Genomic DNA, 17,241 nt, shown 5'->3' with positions numbered 1-17,241 from the left:
TTTATCATCAAGGCTCTACCTTCCTAGTTGGGTGCAAATTAATTTGCACCCAAATGAGAGAATCCAAATGCAACTAAAAGAAAATATTGGCATCATTGGCTCAATAAATGACACTATCATCTAAAATTCAAACGAATGCAACATTACTTAAAATACATTTGGATTTTCTTCATTAGTTTTCATGCTTTGGCACAACAAACTACAGCTACGCAATTGGAGGACAAAATCAGTATTTATGATATTCAGGATAGTGTTTTGATAAAAACAAGAGACGGAGCTATCATTTCGGCCATGGTGGTTCGTAAAAAAGGAGATAATTTACCCCAACCTGTATTGCTGCAATTTACCATTTATGTAAGAGACAAAGGTAGAGATATGGCATCATTGAAAGAAAATGTAGATAAGGGTTATATTGGTGTGATTGCCTATACACGAGGAAAAAGATTTAGCCCCAACGAAATCTTTCCTTATGAACACGATGCCAACGATGCTTTTGATATAATTGACTGGATTAGCCAACAAAAATGGTGTAATGGAAGTATCGGGATGTACGGCGGCAGCTACAATGGTTTTACCCAATGGGCGGCCTGCAAAACGCTTCATCCTGCCCTCAAAACGATAGTTCCTTATGTGGCCAATCGGCCAGGAATGGGCTTGCCAATGGAAAATAACGTTTTTGTAAATCCCAATTACGAGTGGTCGTTTTTTGTAGGCAATAACAAATACCTCGATACTATTGCTGGAAATAACAGACAGCGATTCAGAAAAATGCAAAACAAATGGTGGCAAACAGGCACTGCCTACAACAAGCTAGACAGTATCGATGGTGTTCCGAATAGGCTTTTCCAAAGATGGCTAAGTCACCCTTCTTTTGATGAATATTGGCAAAAAATGGCTCCCTACAAAACAGAATTCACCAAAATTAATATTCCTATTTTGGCGATAGATGGCTATTACAACGACTCTCAAAATTCGAGTATGTATTACCTCAAGGAACTTCAAAAATACAATCCCAAAGCTAATATATACTTGATTATTGGCCCTTACAGTCACTTCGGAGCTCAAAGAGAAGGCGAGGCCATTATCAACGGATATGCCGTTGATTCAAACGCATTAATCAATACCAAAAATATTACATATCAATGGTTCGACTATATTCTGAAAAATGGTATTAAACCCCAAATCCTTCAAAATCAGATTAATTACCAAGTAATGGGTGCAAAGGAATGGAAACATGCCCCTTCTCTTGATAAAATGAGTAATAGCTCCATCACCCTGTATTTGACCAACAGCCCCTCAGGGAAATTCTATTCAGCCAATACCCAAAAGCCTCGTAAAAAAGCCTTTTTACAACAAGAAGTCGATTTTGCTGACAGAGAAAAAAGCAATAACGACTACTACCCCGACCCTATCGTCAGAAAGGAAATTGATACAAGCAGCGGCTTTAACTTTATCAGTGCACCCCTTACAGAGGATTTGCTAGTCAATGGCTCGTTTTTAGGCGAAATCAAAGCAAGTATCAACAAAAAGGATATGGATATTGGTGTTACACTATACGAAGTAATGCCCGACGGAATGTATTTTCATTTGTCTTATTTTATTGGTCGGGCAAGTTATGCCAGCGATATTACCCAACGAAAATTATTACGACCCAATCTGATAGAAACGATTCCGTTTTCAAATACCCATTTTGTAAGCAAACAATTACGCAAAGGAAGTCGCCTATTAGTTCATTTGAATATCAATAAAAATTCATTCTCAGAACTAAATTACGGCACAGGAAAAATAGTAAGCGACGAAACCATACAAGATGCACAAGAGCCTTTAATCATAAAATGGTACAACGATAGCTATGTTAAAATTCCTGTACTCAAATAACCCTAAAATCTTCTTATCAGGAGTTGCTTTTTCTATAGACAAACAAATTAATTTACCACTTAATAAGTTTAAATCGATAATAAATGTTTATCGAAGAAAATATTATTCCAGATAGAAAAAATACACTTACTAAGATATTTCTATAAAATTTTTATTTTAAATTAAAGTTTCCGTATATCACTATACTTTGGTACTAAAACCTACCACAATATTACGCTCCAAAGTCGTAGCAAATTTTCTAATAATACACCTGAAAAGGGTTATTTAATTTAACATATAATGAAACTATCCAACATCTTTCTGCCATTATTACTATCGCTCTATTCACTGGCCATTTACGGTCAAAAAACGTACAACGGTCTTCCTGTCATAGAAGCCAATAACGTAAGAATCAAATACTATGTAAACAATCTTGAAAACATCAATTGGTCTGTTGCCCCAAAAGTAGCCGATGATAGTCTCCTCATTAAAACCTATCTTTCCTCAAAAGATAAAATCGTATTTAAGTTTAAGACCGATATTGATAGCATACAATTTGACATCCACGAAAAAGAAACTAGGCGTTTTTATGTTCATTTAAACAACCAGCATTATGCCCTAACCACCGTAATTAGAGAGCATATTCTGATTCCTACCTTACATTATACATCCACAACAAGTAATCCTACTTATAAAATTTTGTATACCGACAGCCGAGAAAAAGGGTATCTTGACTCGCTAAAAGCCAAATATCCGATTAGTGTAAAAAATGCCAAAACACAAACCGATAAAGTTCTGGCTATTTTAAATTGGACTCGCAGCCAATGGGAACACAACGGCAATGTAAGCCCCAAGAAAAACGACGCTATCTCAATTTTGGATGAAGTAAAAGAAGGTGGCAGATTTCCTTGTTTTGCCTATGGCTATGTACTGGCATCGCAACTAAAGGTTGCAGGCTTCAAATCAAGAGTTATATACCTCAAAACCAAAGACATAGCAACATCTATGCAAGGTGGCGGACACGTTGCAACCGAAGTATTTATAGATGACCTCCAAAAATGGGTATTCGTTGATGCCCAATTTAATGCCATGCCCTTTCTGAATGGAGTTCCTTTAAATGCCGTAGAATTTCAAAATGCCATCAGAACCAACTTTGACACATTAACATTTAAGAGTTTGGGCAAAGTAGACAAAATATCCTATATCAGCTTTGTTCAACCCTACCTGTTTTATTTTGATTGCTCTTTTGATCAGCGTGAAGATGTCATTACAGAACGCAACAGAGTAAATAGCAAACGAAGCCTGATGCTTGTTCCCCAAGGAATAGAACATCCGACATTTATGTGGGTTTGGAAAACAAAAATTGACTACTGCGAATACACCAACTCACTCCAAGATTTTTATGCAAAACCTTGATGATATAACGGTATAACCCCTATGTTGACTATGCTAAGCAGTGTTAGCCCGTAGATAATAAAATCAACATACCACTTATTGATACTGATAAACGCAACTGTACTGAATTTATGGCAGTTATATTCTTGTTAGCGGTCACCTTATTGAACAACCGTGCTAAAATTCAACAGATAAATGAACAGACAACCCAACGCTTCAGCAAAATTAAAAGAGCTACAACCCACAGCACAAAGCCAACGTGTTACCCCACATTTGCTTTTGCCCCAACTGCACAACAAGCAAAATTTTAACTTTACAAACTCAATAAATAATTCAATATGGCATATACAGCAGAAATCAGTAGAAACAATCCAAGTTGTTTCCTTTTCATCATAGACCAGTCGGGTTCTATGTCGGACAAATACGCAAGTATTGGTAAACCAAAATCAGAAGCACTTGCAGACGTGATCAACAGAATGTTTCAACAACTTGTGATCAAGTGTGCAAAATCTGAAGGCGTGAGGGATTATTACCACGTTGGGGTAATTGGCTACGGTGCAAATGGTGCTGGTGCAGCATTTAGCGGAAACCTGTCAGGACAAAATCTTGTTCCTATTTCTGCCATCGCCAATAATCCTGCACGAATTGAAGAACGCACTAAAAAAGTTTCTGACAGTGCAGGTGGTTTGATTGAAACGACCGTTAAGTTTCCTATTTGGTTTGACCCAACTGCAAACGGTGGAACACCAATGACAGAGGCATTTAAACAAGCAAACACAATTATTTCGGGGTGGTTAAGCGAAAACCCTAATTGTTTTCCACCTGTTGTAATCCACATAACAGATGGAGAAAGCACAGACGGAGACCCAACCGAAGAAATGAATAGCTTAACTTCTCAAACATCAAATGACGGGAATGTGATTTTGTTTAATCTTCATACCAATTCAAGAAGCACAAATCCAATTTCATTTCCGGGTTCAGAAGTTCAATTGCCTGACCAGTATTCCGAATTGCTTTTCAAAGGTGCTTCTACTTTGCCAAGTTTTATGAGAAACGTTGCCTCACAAGAGTTCAGTTTGAATTTATCTGACGGGGCTAAAGCATTTGTTCTTAATGGGGATATAGATTTAATTATTACAGCAATAGAAATCGGAACAAGACCGAACTTACAATTAAGATAATGCTACAATGCCATTTCAAAAGTATATCATTGCCCAAGTTTGGAAATTCAGCAGATGAAAACGAAGACAACATCTTAGAGCCAAGTAAATCAGAAATTGAATCAGATACACTTGTTCGGTTTGCAATTTCTGATGGAGCAACGGAATCTTCTTTTTCAAAGGAGTGGTCGGATTTGTTGGTTTGCGCCTACAAAGATAAGCCCTTTGACAAAGTTCATTTACCTGAAACAATAAAAACAATTTCCAAAACTTGGCACTCAATGGCTAACGCCACTGAATTGCCTTGGTATGCCCAACAAAAGGCTGAAAATGGAGCATTCGCTACTTTTCTTGGCTTGACAATAAACCGAGAAGATAATTCTTTTGATGCGGTTGCGATTGGCGATTGCTCGCTTTTTCAAATAAGGAATGATGAATTATATTTTTTGTTTCCTATTTCATCTGTTGAAGATTTTAATAATACCCCAAATTTGATTGCTAGCAATGAAAAATATCAAACTGACTTAGAAAATAATGTAGTTTATCACAAGGGAAAAATTGAGCCAAATGATATAATTCTACTCGCAACAGACGCTTTGGCGGCTTGGATTTTGAAACAAAAAAATCGTAGTATTAAAATTAAGAAAACTCTAATTGAACAATTTGAAAAGAGCGATGAAAATGCTTTTGAAGAACGGATAAACCAAAAAAGAGCAACACGTAGAATTAAAAATGATGACGTAACCCTTTTAATGATAAAATTTGAATAATGCTACTACCAAGAGGAGATGAATATAATGTAGCGGTTCAAAATCCACGAATTGCATTTACAGATACCGACCTTAAAAGTGGTTCAGTAGAAACTACGCCATTGGGTTTACCCAAACCATATTCTGGTGGTTTCACTATCACTTACAAAATATCAAATCATCAAACGGCTTGGGCGGTAAGGTGTTTTCACAGAGATATACAAGATTTACAGAAACGTTATCTATCTATTGGAAATTTCCTTTCTAGTAATAAATCTTCATATTTTGTAGATGCTAAATATTTGTCAGAGGGTATAAAAATCAATGGCAAAGGTTATCCTATTATCAAAATGCGTTGGCTTGAGGGCGAGCCATTAAACATATATTTAAGCAAAGCCTATAATCAACAAGCTAAGGTTGAAAAACTTCTTTCTGATTTTGTTCAACTAATCAGCGAACTTGAAAAATTTGGAATTGCACACGGAGATTTACAACACGGAAACATAATAGTTAAAAACGATAAACTTCATTTGATTGACTATGACGGAATGTATTTTCCTGAATTGGCATCATTGAGAACAAATGAAATTGGACACATAAATTATCAACACCCAAAGCGTTCCGCTTCGCACTACAATCAATACATTGATAGATTTTCAGCGATTGTAATTTACATCGGGTTAAAAGCAATTTCCATAAAGCCTTCTCTTTGGAGCAAGTATGAAAATGGAGAAAATATTTTATTCCGTAGTCAGGATTATGCCGACCTTCAAAACTCGTCACTTATTCAGGATTTATCATCAATCTCTGAATTAAAGCCCTTCGTTGAAAGGTTAATTGGCTGTTGCTATTTAGAGTTTGATAAAGTGCCGTCATTGAAAGATTTCCTTTCAGGAAACTTCATATACAACAAGAGTGCAGTTGGAACAATTAACATTACACGCAGTCAATATGAAATTATTGATGCAACTAAAAAGGGTAGCATACTTGAACATTTTGGCGAAAAAATTGAAGTTGTTGGAAAAATATCAGGAAAACATTCAGGCTTAACCTATCACGGTTCATCTTATATGTTTTTGAACTTTGGGCTTTATCCCAACCAAACATTTACACTTGTAATTTGGCAAGAGGGAATTTCAGCCCTTACAACAAAAGGAATGTCACCAAATTCGTTGGTCGGAAAATATGTAAGTGTTACAGGAGTAATAAGCAGTTTTGGTGGAAAACCACAAATGATTATTGAACAGCCGACACAAATTCAAATTTTGGCAAGTGTAAGTGAAGTAAATCAAAGGCTGAAACAAAAACCCATAAATACAACTGTTCAACCACAACAACAACCCCAAAAGGTAATTGACAAAGAAGTTGACATTTTCAATACACTATACAAAAACAAACCAGTTTATACACCACCGAAACCGACTGTAACACAAACACCTAAGCCTGTAAATACACAACCCAAAACAACTTACAAGCCACCGACTACGACCTACAGCAGTCCAAGTCAGACAACAAAAACAACATCAAGTTCTAATAGCAGTAGTGATAATAGAGGCTGTATTGTTCCTATAATTTTTGCAATCTTGGGTGCAATTTTCATAGGTGCAGCATCAGACGGTAAACTTTGGTTTGTTGGAGCAATCGGGGGCGGAATTTTAGGTGCTTGGGTTCAAAGTTGGTTTAAATAACGAGTTGGGTTTTTAGAAAAATATTTCACTTTGGTCCGATTAGGACGACACTTTCTAAAGGAGGTATTGGAATGAATTGGGGTATTTCTGGATTTAGAATTGGAATATCACCAACGGGACGAAAATATTTAAGCATTGGAATACCTGGAACTGGATTGTATTTTTTAAAGTACTTATCAGGCAAAAATACTTTACCGAACGAGCAACAAAAGACCATTCAAAAACCCAGAATGACACAATATAATCAGAACACAGAACATTGGTGGAAACAGAAAAGTTTATAACCCAACACTTTGGATGGTACATTTGCAAAACCGTACAAGCCAACGCTAAAGCCAAGTTTTGCAAATGTGCCACCAAGCAACGCACCACGACCGATAAAATAAACGAACAACTAACATATAGACAAGAAGGACAAACCACTAACAAGGTATTGCCGCAATGGGGCTGACGTGCTTCTATGAAACTTTTGTGCATAAACAAACAATAGTGCATTTATTAAACATTTATGCTAAAAATCTGCTGTTTATCAAGCCCAAAAATGTCATAACTCATCGTTAGGCTATACATTGCCCAACTCAATTTTACTAAAACGCTCATAATATATCTCCCCTACCTCGTTTAATACCATTTAAGCGAGGTTATTTTTTGTAGTGATAAGTAGATTTCGATTGCTTATGTAGTTTTTGGATAAAGATAGTTTTTTGATGCTGAAAAAATTGTCCATCTTCTTGCTTTAATTCTCCATTTCTAGGCACGTTCTGTCCTTGCATCTTTGCATAGTCAATAATGGCATAACTAAAAAAGGTGAAAAATGACAAATTTTAATGTTCCAAGCAGAGGCGAGGTTTCTGCAAACAATCAAGAAATTTTTGATAATCTCAAAAAAGGATTAGGAATGGTTCCGAATCTTTATGCCGTAATGGCGTTGTCAGACACGGCATTAGGCAATTACCTTGCCTTTCAAAATGCTAAAACTACGTTTTCAAACAAAGAAAAACAGGTTATTAACTTAGTGGTAAGTCAAGTAAATGAATGTTATTACTGCCAATCGGCACATACGTTGTTAGGTACGATGAATGGTTTAACCGAAGAACAAACTATTGAAATAAGAAAAGGGAATGCTTCCTTTGACAGTAAATTAAATGCCTTGGTTGTTCTGGCAAAAGAAATTACAACAACAAAAGGGTTCGCTTCAACAGCAACGATAGACGCTTTTGTTGATGCAGGTTATACCAAAGGTCAAGTGATAGAACTTGTTTTTCTGGTTGCTGAAAAAACAGCCATGAATTATGTACACGCTATTACAAAAGTTGAGATTGACTTCCCTTTGGCCAAGGCCATTTAATCATAAAAGAGGCTGTGTTAGACATATCGGCATGGCCTCTTGCTAACCAAGAAAATATGGAAAATCAACGACTCCCACTGCCTCCATTTACGCTGGAAACAGCATTGCAAAAAGTACAATTGGCCGAAGATACTTGGAATACTAAAGACCCCGAAAAAGTTTGTATGGCCTACACGGTGGATACCGAATGGAGAAACCGAACCGAATTTATCAACGGAAGAGAAGAAGTAAAACAATTTTTGAACAAAAAATGGGAAATAGAATTATCTTACAAATTAAAAAAAGAGCTCTGGGGGTTTCGTGAAAATAGAATGGCTGTACGCTTTGAATACGAATGGCATGACCACACAGGGCAATGGTTTCGCAGCTATGGTAACGAGCTGTGGGAGTTTGACGAAAATGGTTATATGCAAAAAAGGTTGGCAAGTATCAATGACTTGCCTATTCAAGAAACAGAACGAAGACTAAAATAATATTTATGTACAATGAGCAACCAATCAGCTTTTACCTTAGTAAATCCTCAAAATGGAAACTTAGCATTCAAGTTATTTTCGTTTGAAGACAATAGCCATTTCGACCATATTCAACGCAATAATTATTATTCGCTTATTTGGCTTACTCAAGGCACTGGAAAAGTAAAAGCAGATTTTTCGGAGTATGATTTTTACGAAAATTGCTTGTTTGCATTTTCACCCTATCAGCCTTTTATGTTACATAGCAATAATGCGTTGATGGGGGTTGCATTACAGTTTCATCCCGATTTTTTTTGTATACATAAGCACCAAGCCGAAGTAGCTTGCAACGGAGTATTGTTTAACAATATATATAATCCGCCATTTATTACTATTGATGAACATACTGCTTCAACATTCAAGATGTTAATGAGCCAAATGAAAACCGAAGTGCAAAATCCTGCATTAGCTCAAGACGAATTATTAATTTCCTATTTGAAGATATTTTTAATAACGGCATCACGCCTAAAAACAGAACAAGAACCCAAGGCGTTACAAGCTATAGATGAACAAAAAGAGCCGTTTATTCTTCAAAAATTGAAAAATGCCATTGAAAAAGAGTTTAAAACTAAACATTCGGCAAGTGATTATGCCGAGATTTTGAATATATCAGCAAATGCCCTAGCCAAAATAACCAAAACCCACTTTAATAAAACTTTAACTGATTTAATAGCTGAAAGAATAATCATAGAAGCTAAACGAGAACTGTACCTTACCAACAAGGCTATTAAAGAAATTGCCTACGAACTCGGTTATCAGGACGAATATTATTTTAGTCGTTTCTTTAAAACTAATGCCGATATTTCGCCTCAAGTATATCGTGATACCGTTGGTTTTGGACGAGGAGCTTAGACTTTTTTGCAGTAGACAAATCATCGACGGCCCAATAGCAAGAGTAATTTGCAAAAGGTGAGATTTTGTTATCTGTGCTTAAAAGCCCTCCTATTGCAAATTTACCAACCAACCTCGACCTTGCTCAAATCGCTTTAAACAAGGTCGGGGGTATTATATGTTGGCTTAGGTTCTACAAAATTGAGTAGTGCAACCGCTCTGTGTGGTTATTATTCCAATGCAAAAGTAACGGTAACGTTGCCTGAACCTAATGCCGATGCCAAACCTGTAGTATCATTTACTGTACCTAATTTTGTGTAGCTATACGATGTTGAAAAGGTTTTGTAAAATAGCACTAAAGTTTTAGAACCATATAGCATTAAATCGCCATTGTTGATTGTTATGGGATTGAACGGATTGGTTGGCAGACTGTTGGGTAAGTCGTAGTACTTTTCGTTGTTGTTTAGTTCAACCATATTGATGGTCAAGGGCAACATTTCTTTCAATGCTTTTGCCGCATTGTTGTCTAAAAGTGTTGCTGTAAACACCTGACTATTAACCTTTATTGTAATTTTACCGTTTGTCATAGGTATATTATTTTCTATATGAATGGGTTCAATATCGTTCTTACTACAAGAAGAAGCACTACTCACCAAAATAGACATCAAAGCCAGCATCAACATTACTATTTGTCTCATCGTATTCTATTTTAAATGTTCTTTGAAAAAAGTATCCAGTTTATCGAAAGGAATTTTATCTAATTTATCGTACAAGTCTACATGGACTGCATCTGGAATAATCATTAACGCTTTGGGTTCAGCAGCATTTTGGTAAATATCTTCGCTAAAATAACGTGAATGGGCATTATCTCCTGCAATCAACAACATTGGTCTTGGCGAAATTTCTTTTACATAATTAAGAATAGGCATATTCATAAATGCTAATGCGTTTGTTGCTAACCAAGCTCCATTGGAGTTCAAAGACCGCTTATGAAATCCTCTTGGTGTACGATAATAATCAAAATACAGTTTTACAAAGGGCGGTTCATTTCCTTGGAGTTTTTCAGGTAAATTACGATTACCCTCTGCCTGACTCCCATTTTCAGCATCTTTCCAGCGTTGTTGTCCTAATTGTTCTAAAGTTTGGGTACGTTGTGCCAAAGTAACCACATCATTATAACCCCTTGATATTACTCTGGTCATATCGTACAAACTGGTAGTGGCAACAGCCTTCACCCTTTTATCAATAGCCGTTGCATTTAAAGCAAAACCGCCAAAGCCACAAATACCGATAATGCCGATTTTATGTCTATCTACATTTTTTTGAATACCTAAAAAATCAACCGCCGCACTAAAATCTTCGCTATTGATTTCTGGGGAGGCCAGATTTCTTGGTTCGCCGCCGCTTTCACCTGTATAAGACGGGTCAAATGCCAATGCAATAAACCCTCGTTCTGCCATTTGATTGGCATACAACCCAGACGATTGTTCTTTTACTGCTCCGAAAGGCCCACAAATAGCAATGGCTGCCAAAGAGGTAGTGCTGTTTTTAGGCACATACAAATCTCCTGAAAGCTTGATACCATAACGATTTTTAAAATTCACCCTCTGTCTGGTTACTTTGTCGCTTAATACAAAAGTATAATATTCATTAGTTGTATTCATGGTATTAGATTTTGATTGACCGAATAAATTATTGATAAATAGAATAGCCATAAAGACTACAGTTGTTATGTGTTTCATCATTGATATGGGTTTATATTTCTTTCATAATTTTGGCAGGAATACCACCTACAATCACGTTATCAGGAATATCTTGCGACACCACCGCACCTGCTGCAACTACCGCATTTTCGCCAATAGTTACACCCTGTAGAATAGTAGCGTTTGCTCCAATCCAAGCATTTTTTTTGATATGAATCGGAGCTACTTTTAAAGATTGTCTTTCGGTTGGGTGGATAGGATGTCCTTCCGACAGCAGTCTGACGTTGGGAGCAATTAGGACATTGTCCTCGATAGTAATACCCCCCAAATCCAAAAAAACACAATCAAAATTGATAAATACATTTTTTCCTATTTGGGTATGCTTGCCGTAGTTGATATACAATGGTGTAAATACAGTTACACTTTCATCTATTTCTGTTTGGGTAATTTGACTAAGAATACTCCTGATTTCGGCAGGATTAGCCGACTGGTTCATTTGTACCAGCAATACTTTGGTGGCAAACGATGCGTCTCGCATTTTATAGGCATCACTATCGTTTGGCGAAATTGTTTCCCCGTTTTTTAGTCGTTCAAATATATTGGTTGCTTCCATGGTTTCTGATGATTTCTACCCTGCAAAGCTAAAAACAAAGCCCCACAACAACTTTGCTGTGAGGCTCAAACTACTTTTCTGTGAAGCTCAATTTTAAATTTCTGTAGGAGGTATTCCATACTGTTTTTTAAATGCAGTAGAAAAATGCGACAGGTTTTTGAATCCTACTTCAGTGCATACCTCCTGCACTTTTCTTTTTTCTTCTTTTAGTTGGATATAAGCCATTTCTAGCCGTTTTTTGATAAGCCATTTTTGAGGTGTGAGATTACTTATTTTCTTAAAATCTCTTTTGAAAGTCGCTAAACTTCTACCAGTAAATGAAGCCAATTGTTCCATAGTCAGTTCTTCCATATAATTATTATTCAGAAATGGCAAAAGGTCTATTTTCCAAGGTTCGGCAAAGTCAAAAAGAATAGGATAAAGCTGTTCATTGCTATTCAATAAAGCATAAATACCTTCTAATACCTTCAATTGAATAACAGCTTCGGTGGGCTTGACGTTATTGTCAAAATAAGGCGTAAGAGCCTGAAACAAGCTTTGAATAGCAGGTGTCGGTTGTAGTTTAAACACCTTCTTATCCGAAATCTTCACATCGGTAGGCATTGCCGATTTATTCATTTTGCTATAAAAATCACGCAATACCTCGCGTCGAAAAACCATTGAAATACCTTTGTACAAATCGTCGCCTTTGCTGTTTTTGTACATTTTCAAACGGTGGTCTCTTCTTACAAAAGCACATTCGCCTGCCTGCAATTTTATCTTTTTGTTTCTATCTTCAATCACCTGCTCACCAGAATATAAATACACCAAAACATGCTCGGGTTTTGAATGCACACAATGCACGCCATACTGAGAGAAACACGAAAGAAAAATACCAGAGTAGCTTAGCGTTTGGAAGGCCTCGTCTTGTTGTAAGTCCATATATTTTTTGGATGTTATTAGCGTACAAATTTAAAATAAATACTCCCGTTTTACTTTGCTGTAAGGTTCATTTTATTTTTCTGTAAGGCTCAATTCTGGCTACAATTGTAATAATTTGGCTCTTTGGCAAACCTTATTCTAAGGAGTTTGTATTTCTGTTGTCTACTCCTATCCCACACCATTTGCTTTACCATCCATTGTTACTTAGTTACACCGATGTTACTGTTATTATTCGGCACAAAGTTACCAAAAGTAACAAACACCTTCTACTTTTGTGATGTCAAACAATTAAAATAACCCTAAAAATGAGTTTTATCAACAAAAACGTAGTTATTACTGGCGGTAGTACAGGCATTGGATTTGCAACCGCCCAAGCATTTATCGACGCAGGTGCAAGCGTTTGGATAACAAGTAGAAGTGCCGATAATTTGCAAAAAGCAGCAACAAAAATCAACAGTCCAAAACTAAAAACAGTTGTTTCGGACACGTCAAACCTGGCTGGCATTGCAGTATTGGAAAAAGCCATAGCAGAAAGCGGAAGTAAAGTGGATGTTCTTTTCCTAAATGCAGGAATTGCCATATTTGCACCTATTGAACAAGTAACCGAAGAAGACTTTGACGCACAATTCAACACAAATGCAAAAGGTTACTTCTTTACATTACAAAAACTTATTCCACATTTGGCCAATGGTGCTTCGGTTTTGTTCACCTCCTCAATCGTTGCAACAACCGCCCAAGTTAATGGAAGTGTATATGCTGCAACCAAAGGTGCAGTAAATAAAATTGCCCAAATTGCTGCAAATGAATTGGCAGACAGAAAAATCAGAGTCAATATTATCAGCCCCGGCCCAATCCAAACCGAAGGTTTTGATAAAGCAGTACCCGATGATAACATTAAAAAACAATTTGCCACAACCATAGCTTTACAACGAATGGGCAATCCTGACGAAATTGCAAAAGCCGTTTTGTTTTTGACTTCTGACAATGCAAGTTTCATTACTGGAACAGAATTGCTAGTAGACGGTGGGTATATCGGTTATGCCCTGAAATAAGACGTACTACAAACAGCAAGAACTATTGAAAAGTATCGTTTTAGTCGACCTCGTTTAAATCTATTTAAGCGAGGTCAACTTTTGAGAAGTCTATCCACTATAACAATGGGAAGGACTTATTTTGGCAAACCTCGCCCAAGCTTAATTATTCCTTGATTATCTTTTTACGGTGTGCTATTCCCCATTCGGTCAGGTTGTTGATAATAGTTTTTAGCGTTTTACCGTGTTCTGTAAGTTCATATTGAACTGTTATCGGCTGAGTGTCTAGTACAGTTCTTTTTACTAATTGATTAATTTCTAACTCCTTTAACTCTTTGCTCAACATTCTATTGGAAATACCTCCTACGTCGTTCAAAATATCCGAAAACCTTCTTTTATTGTAGTAGCAAATAGATGAAATAATAGATATTTTCCATTTGCCATTCAATACGTCCATCGAATCTTGAACGGCACGCATTTCTTTTTTATGTTCTTGTCCGAAATCTTTTGTTTTACAATCCATTGTTACTTACGTTATATCAGTGACACTGTTATCCTTCGGCACAAAGTTACTAAAAGTAACATTAACCCTCTATTTGTATAATACTAAACAATAAAACAACTTAATACAAACGCCAACCGTCGCTTTGTATCGGATGCTCAAATCACCACTTGAAATAGCAAAATATCAGGCATAGTACTACAAGAAATAGGAACAGCCAAAGGAGGTACAAGCGTGCTGAATTTTGTAGTGGGTTCGTATGCAGTACCATCTATTATTGGCAATACAAAGGTATAATATCGACATAATAACCGACGATAGCCGTTACACGAGTGCCTACCCCAACCCAATAGCTACCAATTTGGTCAAAGCTAAACTAGATGGAAAGTCCGATTTGGGACATACACACGATTGAGGAAGCATCACAGGAAAACCATCATCATTTACCCCATCGGCTCACACTCACCCATTAAGCGATATTGTTGGCCAACCGTTTTCATTACATAATTCTATAGCCCTATATCCCCGTAAAGCTCCAACTCAAACCCCTAGTTTTTTTATACGAAATTGATAGCAAATACAAGCAATAACCTCATTACTCGGTTCAATATTTGGTAGTAACTCCGATGCTACCGACACAGAAATACAACAAAGACTTACTGCTTTGGAACAAGCTACCGCCAGACAGAAAATGACTAATCTGATTTTGTATGGGTTGGTATTAATCTTAGGTATTATAGCTTTAGTAAGTGTAGTTAGGAAAAAGTAAAGCCCTGATACTGTTTTCAATGAACCCTGATAGAAATGTAAAAACGCATTTCTATCAGGGCTTTTGTTGGTAAATATACATAAAGTAAAGTACGTATATTGATTTTGGTTAATAACCTTATAAACATGCCAAAAACATTCGCTTATATTCAATATCGGTTGGATAGACGCAATAAAATTTAATTATATTGCAGTTATATAATCGTTAGCACCAATACCAAAGACACCACGAATGAAAGTAACCGAATACCTTATTGACAATATTTCTACTCACATAATCGGATATGGGACAGGAAATGACTTAGTAAAACTTTTTAATCGCTTTGGTTTCAAAGACATTTACTCCTTTGACAATGGAGGACTTCCAGACATTGGGAAAAAGAATGGTCAACGACCAAGTAAAACAGAATATGTCAAAGACCGGCTAAATCAAATTTCAAATCGAAATGATGGTTCACTTCGAGAATTATTAAATATTGTTATTAATAAACTACCTGGAATAATTGACAATTTACAAGGATTTCTAAATGATGAAGGCTACGTTATTGAACAAAACAATGGAATATACTATGTTCAAGGAGGAGTAATAGTAAAGACTAAACCAGTCATTAATGAAGCACATTTTGAAGAAATTCAGAAAAGAATATTAACCGCATTAGATAAGGCTAAAATTTCCATTTGGGTTGTTTCCGCTTGGTTAACGAATAAAACTCTTTATGCTAAACTATTTGAGAAGCAGAACGAAGGGTTAGACATAAGAGTTGCCATTTTCGATGACGCAATAAACGCCAAATACGGTGTTGATATAACAATGTTTCACAATCACTACTTTTTAAAGGGGACAAAGGGCGGAACAATGCATCATAAATTTTGTGTAATAGACAATCAAGTGGTTATAACGGGTTCATACAATTGGTCAAACAACGCAGAATTCAGAAATGACGAAAATGTTACTGTAGAACATAATCCCGAACAAGCGACAAATTACTCATTAGAATATAAGAGATTGATAAAATAGGTACTGGTGCTAACAAGGGTTTTGCGTCAGGCGGGCTGATTGCAAAACTCAACGGCAGTTTTTCAATTGAACTTTAGTAATAATATCAGCTTTTGTGCTTCGATAACCCGCCCGAACGCAAAGCCCCGAAACGTTATGTGCCATTCTAAAGACCGTGCTACAACGAAATGACTGTGAACAAAAACAGACAACTTTCAATCAGACGACCTGTTTTTTTGACTAAATTTGAAACGACATTTAATTGAATTTGAAAATGGAAATATTAGGTAACGAACAACATAAAATTATTCACGGAGACGCTTTGGAAGCATTAAAAACACTTCCTGACAACTCTGTGGATTTGATATTTGCCGACCCACCCTACAACATTGGTAAAAACTTCAACGGACATATTGAAAAATGGAAAACGGAAGAAGCATACCTTGAATGGTGCTACGAGTGGCTTGACCTGTGCATTAAAAAACTTAAACCAAACGGTAGTTTTTATGTAATGACAGCGACACAGTTTATGCCTTTTTTCGACATTTACCTTCGTAAAAAGTTAGACATACTTTCCCGACTTGTTTGGTATTATGACAGTTCGGGCGTTCAAGCCAAAAAATACTACGGTTCAATGTATGAGCCGATTTTGTTTTGTGTAAAAGACAAAAACAACTACACTTTTAACACGGACGACATTTTGGTAGAAGCAAAAACAGGAGCAAAACGCAAACTTATTGACTATCGCAAAGCCGTTCCGACTATTTACAGTTCAGAGAAAGTTCCCGGAAATGTTTGGGAGTTTGCAAGGGTTCGTTATCGTATGGACGAATACGAAAATCACCCGACACAAAAACCAATCTCTTTACTCGAAAGAATTATAAAAGCAAGTTCAAACGAAGGAGATTTAGTTATAGACCCATTTTCAGGAACATTTACTACTTGCTTTGTAGCAAAAGAACTTGGCAGAAATTCCATTGGTATAGAACTTCAAGACGAGTATGTAAAAATCGGTTTGCGGAGATTACAATTAGCGAAAGAGTTTAAAGGCGAAAAACTACAAAAGGAAATCCGCACATTTGAAACAGAAAAGTTGGCTACCGCCAACACCTTAAAATTATTTGAAGAGCCAAATGGAGAATATATTCACAGCAAACATTAAATCG

18 protein-coding genes are annotated in these 17,241 nt (G+C 36.4%); 13 read left to right on the top strand and 5 right to left on the bottom strand.

The features are described from left to right. Positions 1 to 135: 135 nt before the first annotated feature. The 9 genes from FLEMA_RS0109170 (at position 136) to FLEMA_RS0109115 (ending at position 9,561) form a co-directional block, all read left to right on the top strand. Positions 136 to 1,878: a CocE/NonD family hydrolase gene (locus FLEMA_RS0109170; protein WP_026995212.1), complete on the top strand. Its 1,743-nt coding sequence runs from the start codon at positions 136 to 138 to the stop codon at positions 1,876 to 1,878. A gap of 279 nt (positions 1,879 to 2,157) precedes the next feature. Continuing rightward, positions 2,158 to 3,273: a transglutaminase domain-containing protein gene (locus FLEMA_RS0109165; protein WP_026995211.1), complete on the top strand. Its 1,116-nt coding sequence runs from the start codon at positions 2,158 to 2,160 to the stop codon at positions 3,271 to 3,273. Between the two features lie 317 nt (positions 3,274 to 3,590). Beyond that, positions 3,591 to 4,433, top strand: a complete 843-nt coding sequence (locus FLEMA_RS0109155; protein ID WP_026995209.1) for a vWA domain-containing protein — start codon at positions 3,591 to 3,593, stop codon at positions 4,431 to 4,433. Positions 4,434 to 4,462: 29 nt separating this feature from the next. Further along, on the top strand, positions 4,463 to 5,182 hold the full coding sequence (locus tag FLEMA_RS0109150) for a SpoIIE family protein phosphatase (RefSeq protein ID WP_159102675.1): 720 nt from the start codon (positions 4,463 to 4,465) through the stop codon (positions 5,180 to 5,182). Further along, positions 5,182 to 6,849 carry a hypothetical protein gene (locus FLEMA_RS0109145; protein ID WP_026995207.1) on the top strand — a complete coding sequence of 556 codons (1,668 nt, stop codon included), beginning with the start codon at positions 5,182 to 5,184 and terminating at the stop codon, positions 6,847 to 6,849. Before FLEMA_RS0109150 ends, FLEMA_RS0109145 begins: the two co-directional genes overlap by 1 nt. Further along, the gene (locus tag FLEMA_RS77350; protein WP_081681288.1) at positions 6,846 to 7,133 is read left to right on the top strand and encodes a DUF4236 domain-containing protein; all 288 of its coding nucleotides are present in this window, start codon (positions 6,846 to 6,848) and stop codon (positions 7,131 to 7,133) included. Before FLEMA_RS0109145 ends, FLEMA_RS77350 begins: the two co-directional genes overlap by 4 nt. A gap of 530 nt (positions 7,134 to 7,663) precedes the next feature. After that, positions 7,664 to 8,197, top strand: a complete 534-nt coding sequence (locus FLEMA_RS0109125) for a carboxymuconolactone decarboxylase family protein (RefSeq protein ID WP_026995204.1) — start codon at positions 7,664 to 7,666, stop codon at positions 8,195 to 8,197. Positions 8,198 to 8,253: 56 nt separating this feature from the next. After that, positions 8,254 to 8,670 carry a nuclear transport factor 2 family protein gene (locus FLEMA_RS0109120; RefSeq protein WP_026995203.1) on the top strand — a complete coding sequence of 139 codons (417 nt, stop codon included), beginning with the start codon at positions 8,254 to 8,256 and terminating at the stop codon, positions 8,668 to 8,670. Positions 8,671 to 8,682: 12 nt separating this feature from the next. Further along, positions 8,683 to 9,561, top strand: a complete 879-nt coding sequence (locus FLEMA_RS0109115; RefSeq protein WP_026995202.1) for a helix-turn-helix domain-containing protein — start codon at positions 8,683 to 8,685, stop codon at positions 9,559 to 9,561. A 209-nt stretch (positions 9,562 to 9,770) separates the two neighbouring features. Here the strand turns inward: FLEMA_RS0109115 and FLEMA_RS0109110 are convergent, their stop codons facing one another. The 4 genes from FLEMA_RS0109110 to FLEMA_RS0109090 form a co-directional block, all read right to left on the bottom strand. Next, complete coding sequence (locus tag FLEMA_RS0109110) at positions 9,771 to 10,238, bottom strand: cyclophilin-like fold protein (protein ID WP_026995201.1); 468 nt, start codon at positions 10,236 to 10,238, stop codon at positions 9,771 to 9,773. 6 nt (positions 10,239 to 10,244) lie between these two features. Further along, the gene (locus FLEMA_RS0109105; protein WP_218918525.1) at positions 10,245 to 11,285 is read right to left on the bottom strand and encodes an alpha/beta hydrolase; all 1,041 of its coding nucleotides are present in this window, start codon (positions 11,283 to 11,285) and stop codon (positions 10,245 to 10,247) included. Between the two features lie 10 nt (positions 11,286 to 11,295). Beyond that, a complete protein-coding gene (locus tag FLEMA_RS0109100) occupies positions 11,296 to 11,856 on the bottom strand; it encodes a DapH/DapD/GlmU-related protein (protein WP_026995199.1) in 561 nt (186 codons plus the stop codon). Positions 11,857 to 11,949: 93 nt separating this feature from the next. Further along, entirely contained in the window at positions 11,950 to 12,777 is an 828-nt protein-coding gene (locus FLEMA_RS0109090) for a helix-turn-helix domain-containing protein (RefSeq protein ID WP_026995198.1), read from the bottom strand. Between the two features lie 305 nt (positions 12,778 to 13,082). Between FLEMA_RS0109090 and FLEMA_RS0109085 the strand changes: the two genes are divergently transcribed. After that, positions 13,083 to 13,829 (top strand): SDR family oxidoreductase, encoded by a 747-nt coding sequence (locus FLEMA_RS0109085; RefSeq protein ID WP_026995197.1) that lies wholly within the window; start codon positions 13,083 to 13,085, stop codon positions 13,827 to 13,829. A 145-nt stretch (positions 13,830 to 13,974) separates the two neighbouring features. Here FLEMA_RS0109085 and FLEMA_RS0109080 read toward each other — a convergent pair whose 3' ends face one another. Further along, positions 13,975 to 14,331 (bottom strand): winged helix-turn-helix transcriptional regulator, encoded by a 357-nt coding sequence (locus FLEMA_RS0109080; protein WP_026995196.1) that lies wholly within the window; start codon positions 14,329 to 14,331, stop codon positions 13,975 to 13,977. Positions 14,332 to 14,569: 238 nt separating this feature from the next. Here FLEMA_RS0109080 and FLEMA_RS76935 point away from each other — a divergent pair, with 238 nt between their 5' ends. The 3 genes from FLEMA_RS76935 (at position 14,570) to yhdJ (ending at position 17,237) form a co-directional block, all read left to right on the top strand. Continuing rightward, positions 14,570 to 14,725: a hypothetical protein gene (locus FLEMA_RS76935; RefSeq protein ID WP_159102674.1), complete on the top strand. Its 156-nt coding sequence runs from the start codon at positions 14,570 to 14,572 to the stop codon at positions 14,723 to 14,725. A 585-nt stretch (positions 14,726 to 15,310) separates the two neighbouring features. Then, entirely contained in the window at positions 15,311 to 16,096 is a 786-nt protein-coding gene (locus FLEMA_RS68040; RefSeq protein ID WP_044171160.1) for a phospholipase D-like domain-containing protein, read from the top strand. A 253-nt stretch (positions 16,097 to 16,349) separates the two neighbouring features. Beyond that, positions 16,350 to 17,237 carry an adenine-specific DNA-methyltransferase gene (yhdJ, locus tag FLEMA_RS0109065; RefSeq protein WP_026995195.1) on the top strand — a complete coding sequence of 296 codons (888 nt, stop codon included), beginning with the start codon at positions 16,350 to 16,352 and terminating at the stop codon, positions 17,235 to 17,237. The last annotated feature ends 4 nt before the right edge of the window (positions 17,238 to 17,241 follow it).

It is taken from the genome of Flectobacillus major DSM 103 (genome assembly GCF_000427405.1).
Taxonomy (GTDB): domain Bacteria; phylum Bacteroidota; class Bacteroidia; order Cytophagales; family Spirosomataceae; genus Flectobacillus; species Flectobacillus major.
This window is presented reverse-complemented; position numbering and strand designations above follow the sequence as displayed.

Coding starts and splice junctions, on each gene's coding strand:
- FLEMA_RS0109125 (WP_026995204.1), top strand. CDS start 7,664: ATGACAAATTTTAATGTTCCAAGCAGAGGCGAGGTTTCTGCAAACAAT.
- yhdJ (WP_026995195.1), top strand. CDS start 16,350: ATGGAAATATTAGGTAACGAACAACATAAAATTATTCACGGAGACGCT.
- FLEMA_RS0109165 (WP_026995211.1), top strand. CDS start 2,158: ATGAAACTATCCAACATCTTTCTGCCATTATTACTATCGCTCTATTCA.
- FLEMA_RS0109090 (WP_026995198.1), bottom strand. CDS start 12,777: ATGGACTTACAACAAGACGAGGCCTTCCAAACGCTAAGCTACTCTGGT.
- FLEMA_RS0109170 (WP_026995212.1), top strand. CDS start 136: ATGCAACATTACTTAAAATACATTTGGATTTTCTTCATTAGTTTTCAT.
- FLEMA_RS68040 (WP_044171160.1), top strand. CDS start 15,311: ATGAAAGTAACCGAATACCTTATTGACAATATTTCTACTCACATAATC.
- FLEMA_RS0109115 (WP_026995202.1), top strand. CDS start 8,683: ATGAGCAACCAATCAGCTTTTACCTTAGTAAATCCTCAAAATGGAAAC.
- FLEMA_RS0109110 (WP_026995201.1), bottom strand. CDS start 10,238: ATGAGACAAATAGTAATGTTGATGCTGGCTTTGATGTCTATTTTGGTG.
- FLEMA_RS0109100 (WP_026995199.1), bottom strand. CDS start 11,856: ATGGAAGCAACCAATATATTTGAACGACTAAAAAACGGGGAAACAATT.
- FLEMA_RS0109145 (WP_026995207.1), top strand. CDS start 5,182: ATGCTACTACCAAGAGGAGATGAATATAATGTAGCGGTTCAAAATCCA.
- FLEMA_RS0109105 (WP_218918525.1), bottom strand. CDS start 11,285: ATGATGAAACACATAACAACTGTAGTCTTTATGGCTATTCTATTTATC.
- FLEMA_RS0109085 (WP_026995197.1), top strand. CDS start 13,083: ATGAGTTTTATCAACAAAAACGTAGTTATTACTGGCGGTAGTACAGGC.
- FLEMA_RS0109080 (WP_026995196.1), bottom strand. CDS start 14,331: ATGGATTGTAAAACAAAAGATTTCGGACAAGAACATAAAAAAGAAATG.
- FLEMA_RS0109155 (WP_026995209.1), top strand. CDS start 3,591: ATGGCATATACAGCAGAAATCAGTAGAAACAATCCAAGTTGTTTCCTT.
- FLEMA_RS76935 (WP_159102674.1), top strand. CDS start 14,570: ATGCAGTACCATCTATTATTGGCAATACAAAGGTATAATATCGACATA.
- FLEMA_RS0109120 (WP_026995203.1), top strand. CDS start 8,254: ATGGAAAATCAACGACTCCCACTGCCTCCATTTACGCTGGAAACAGCA.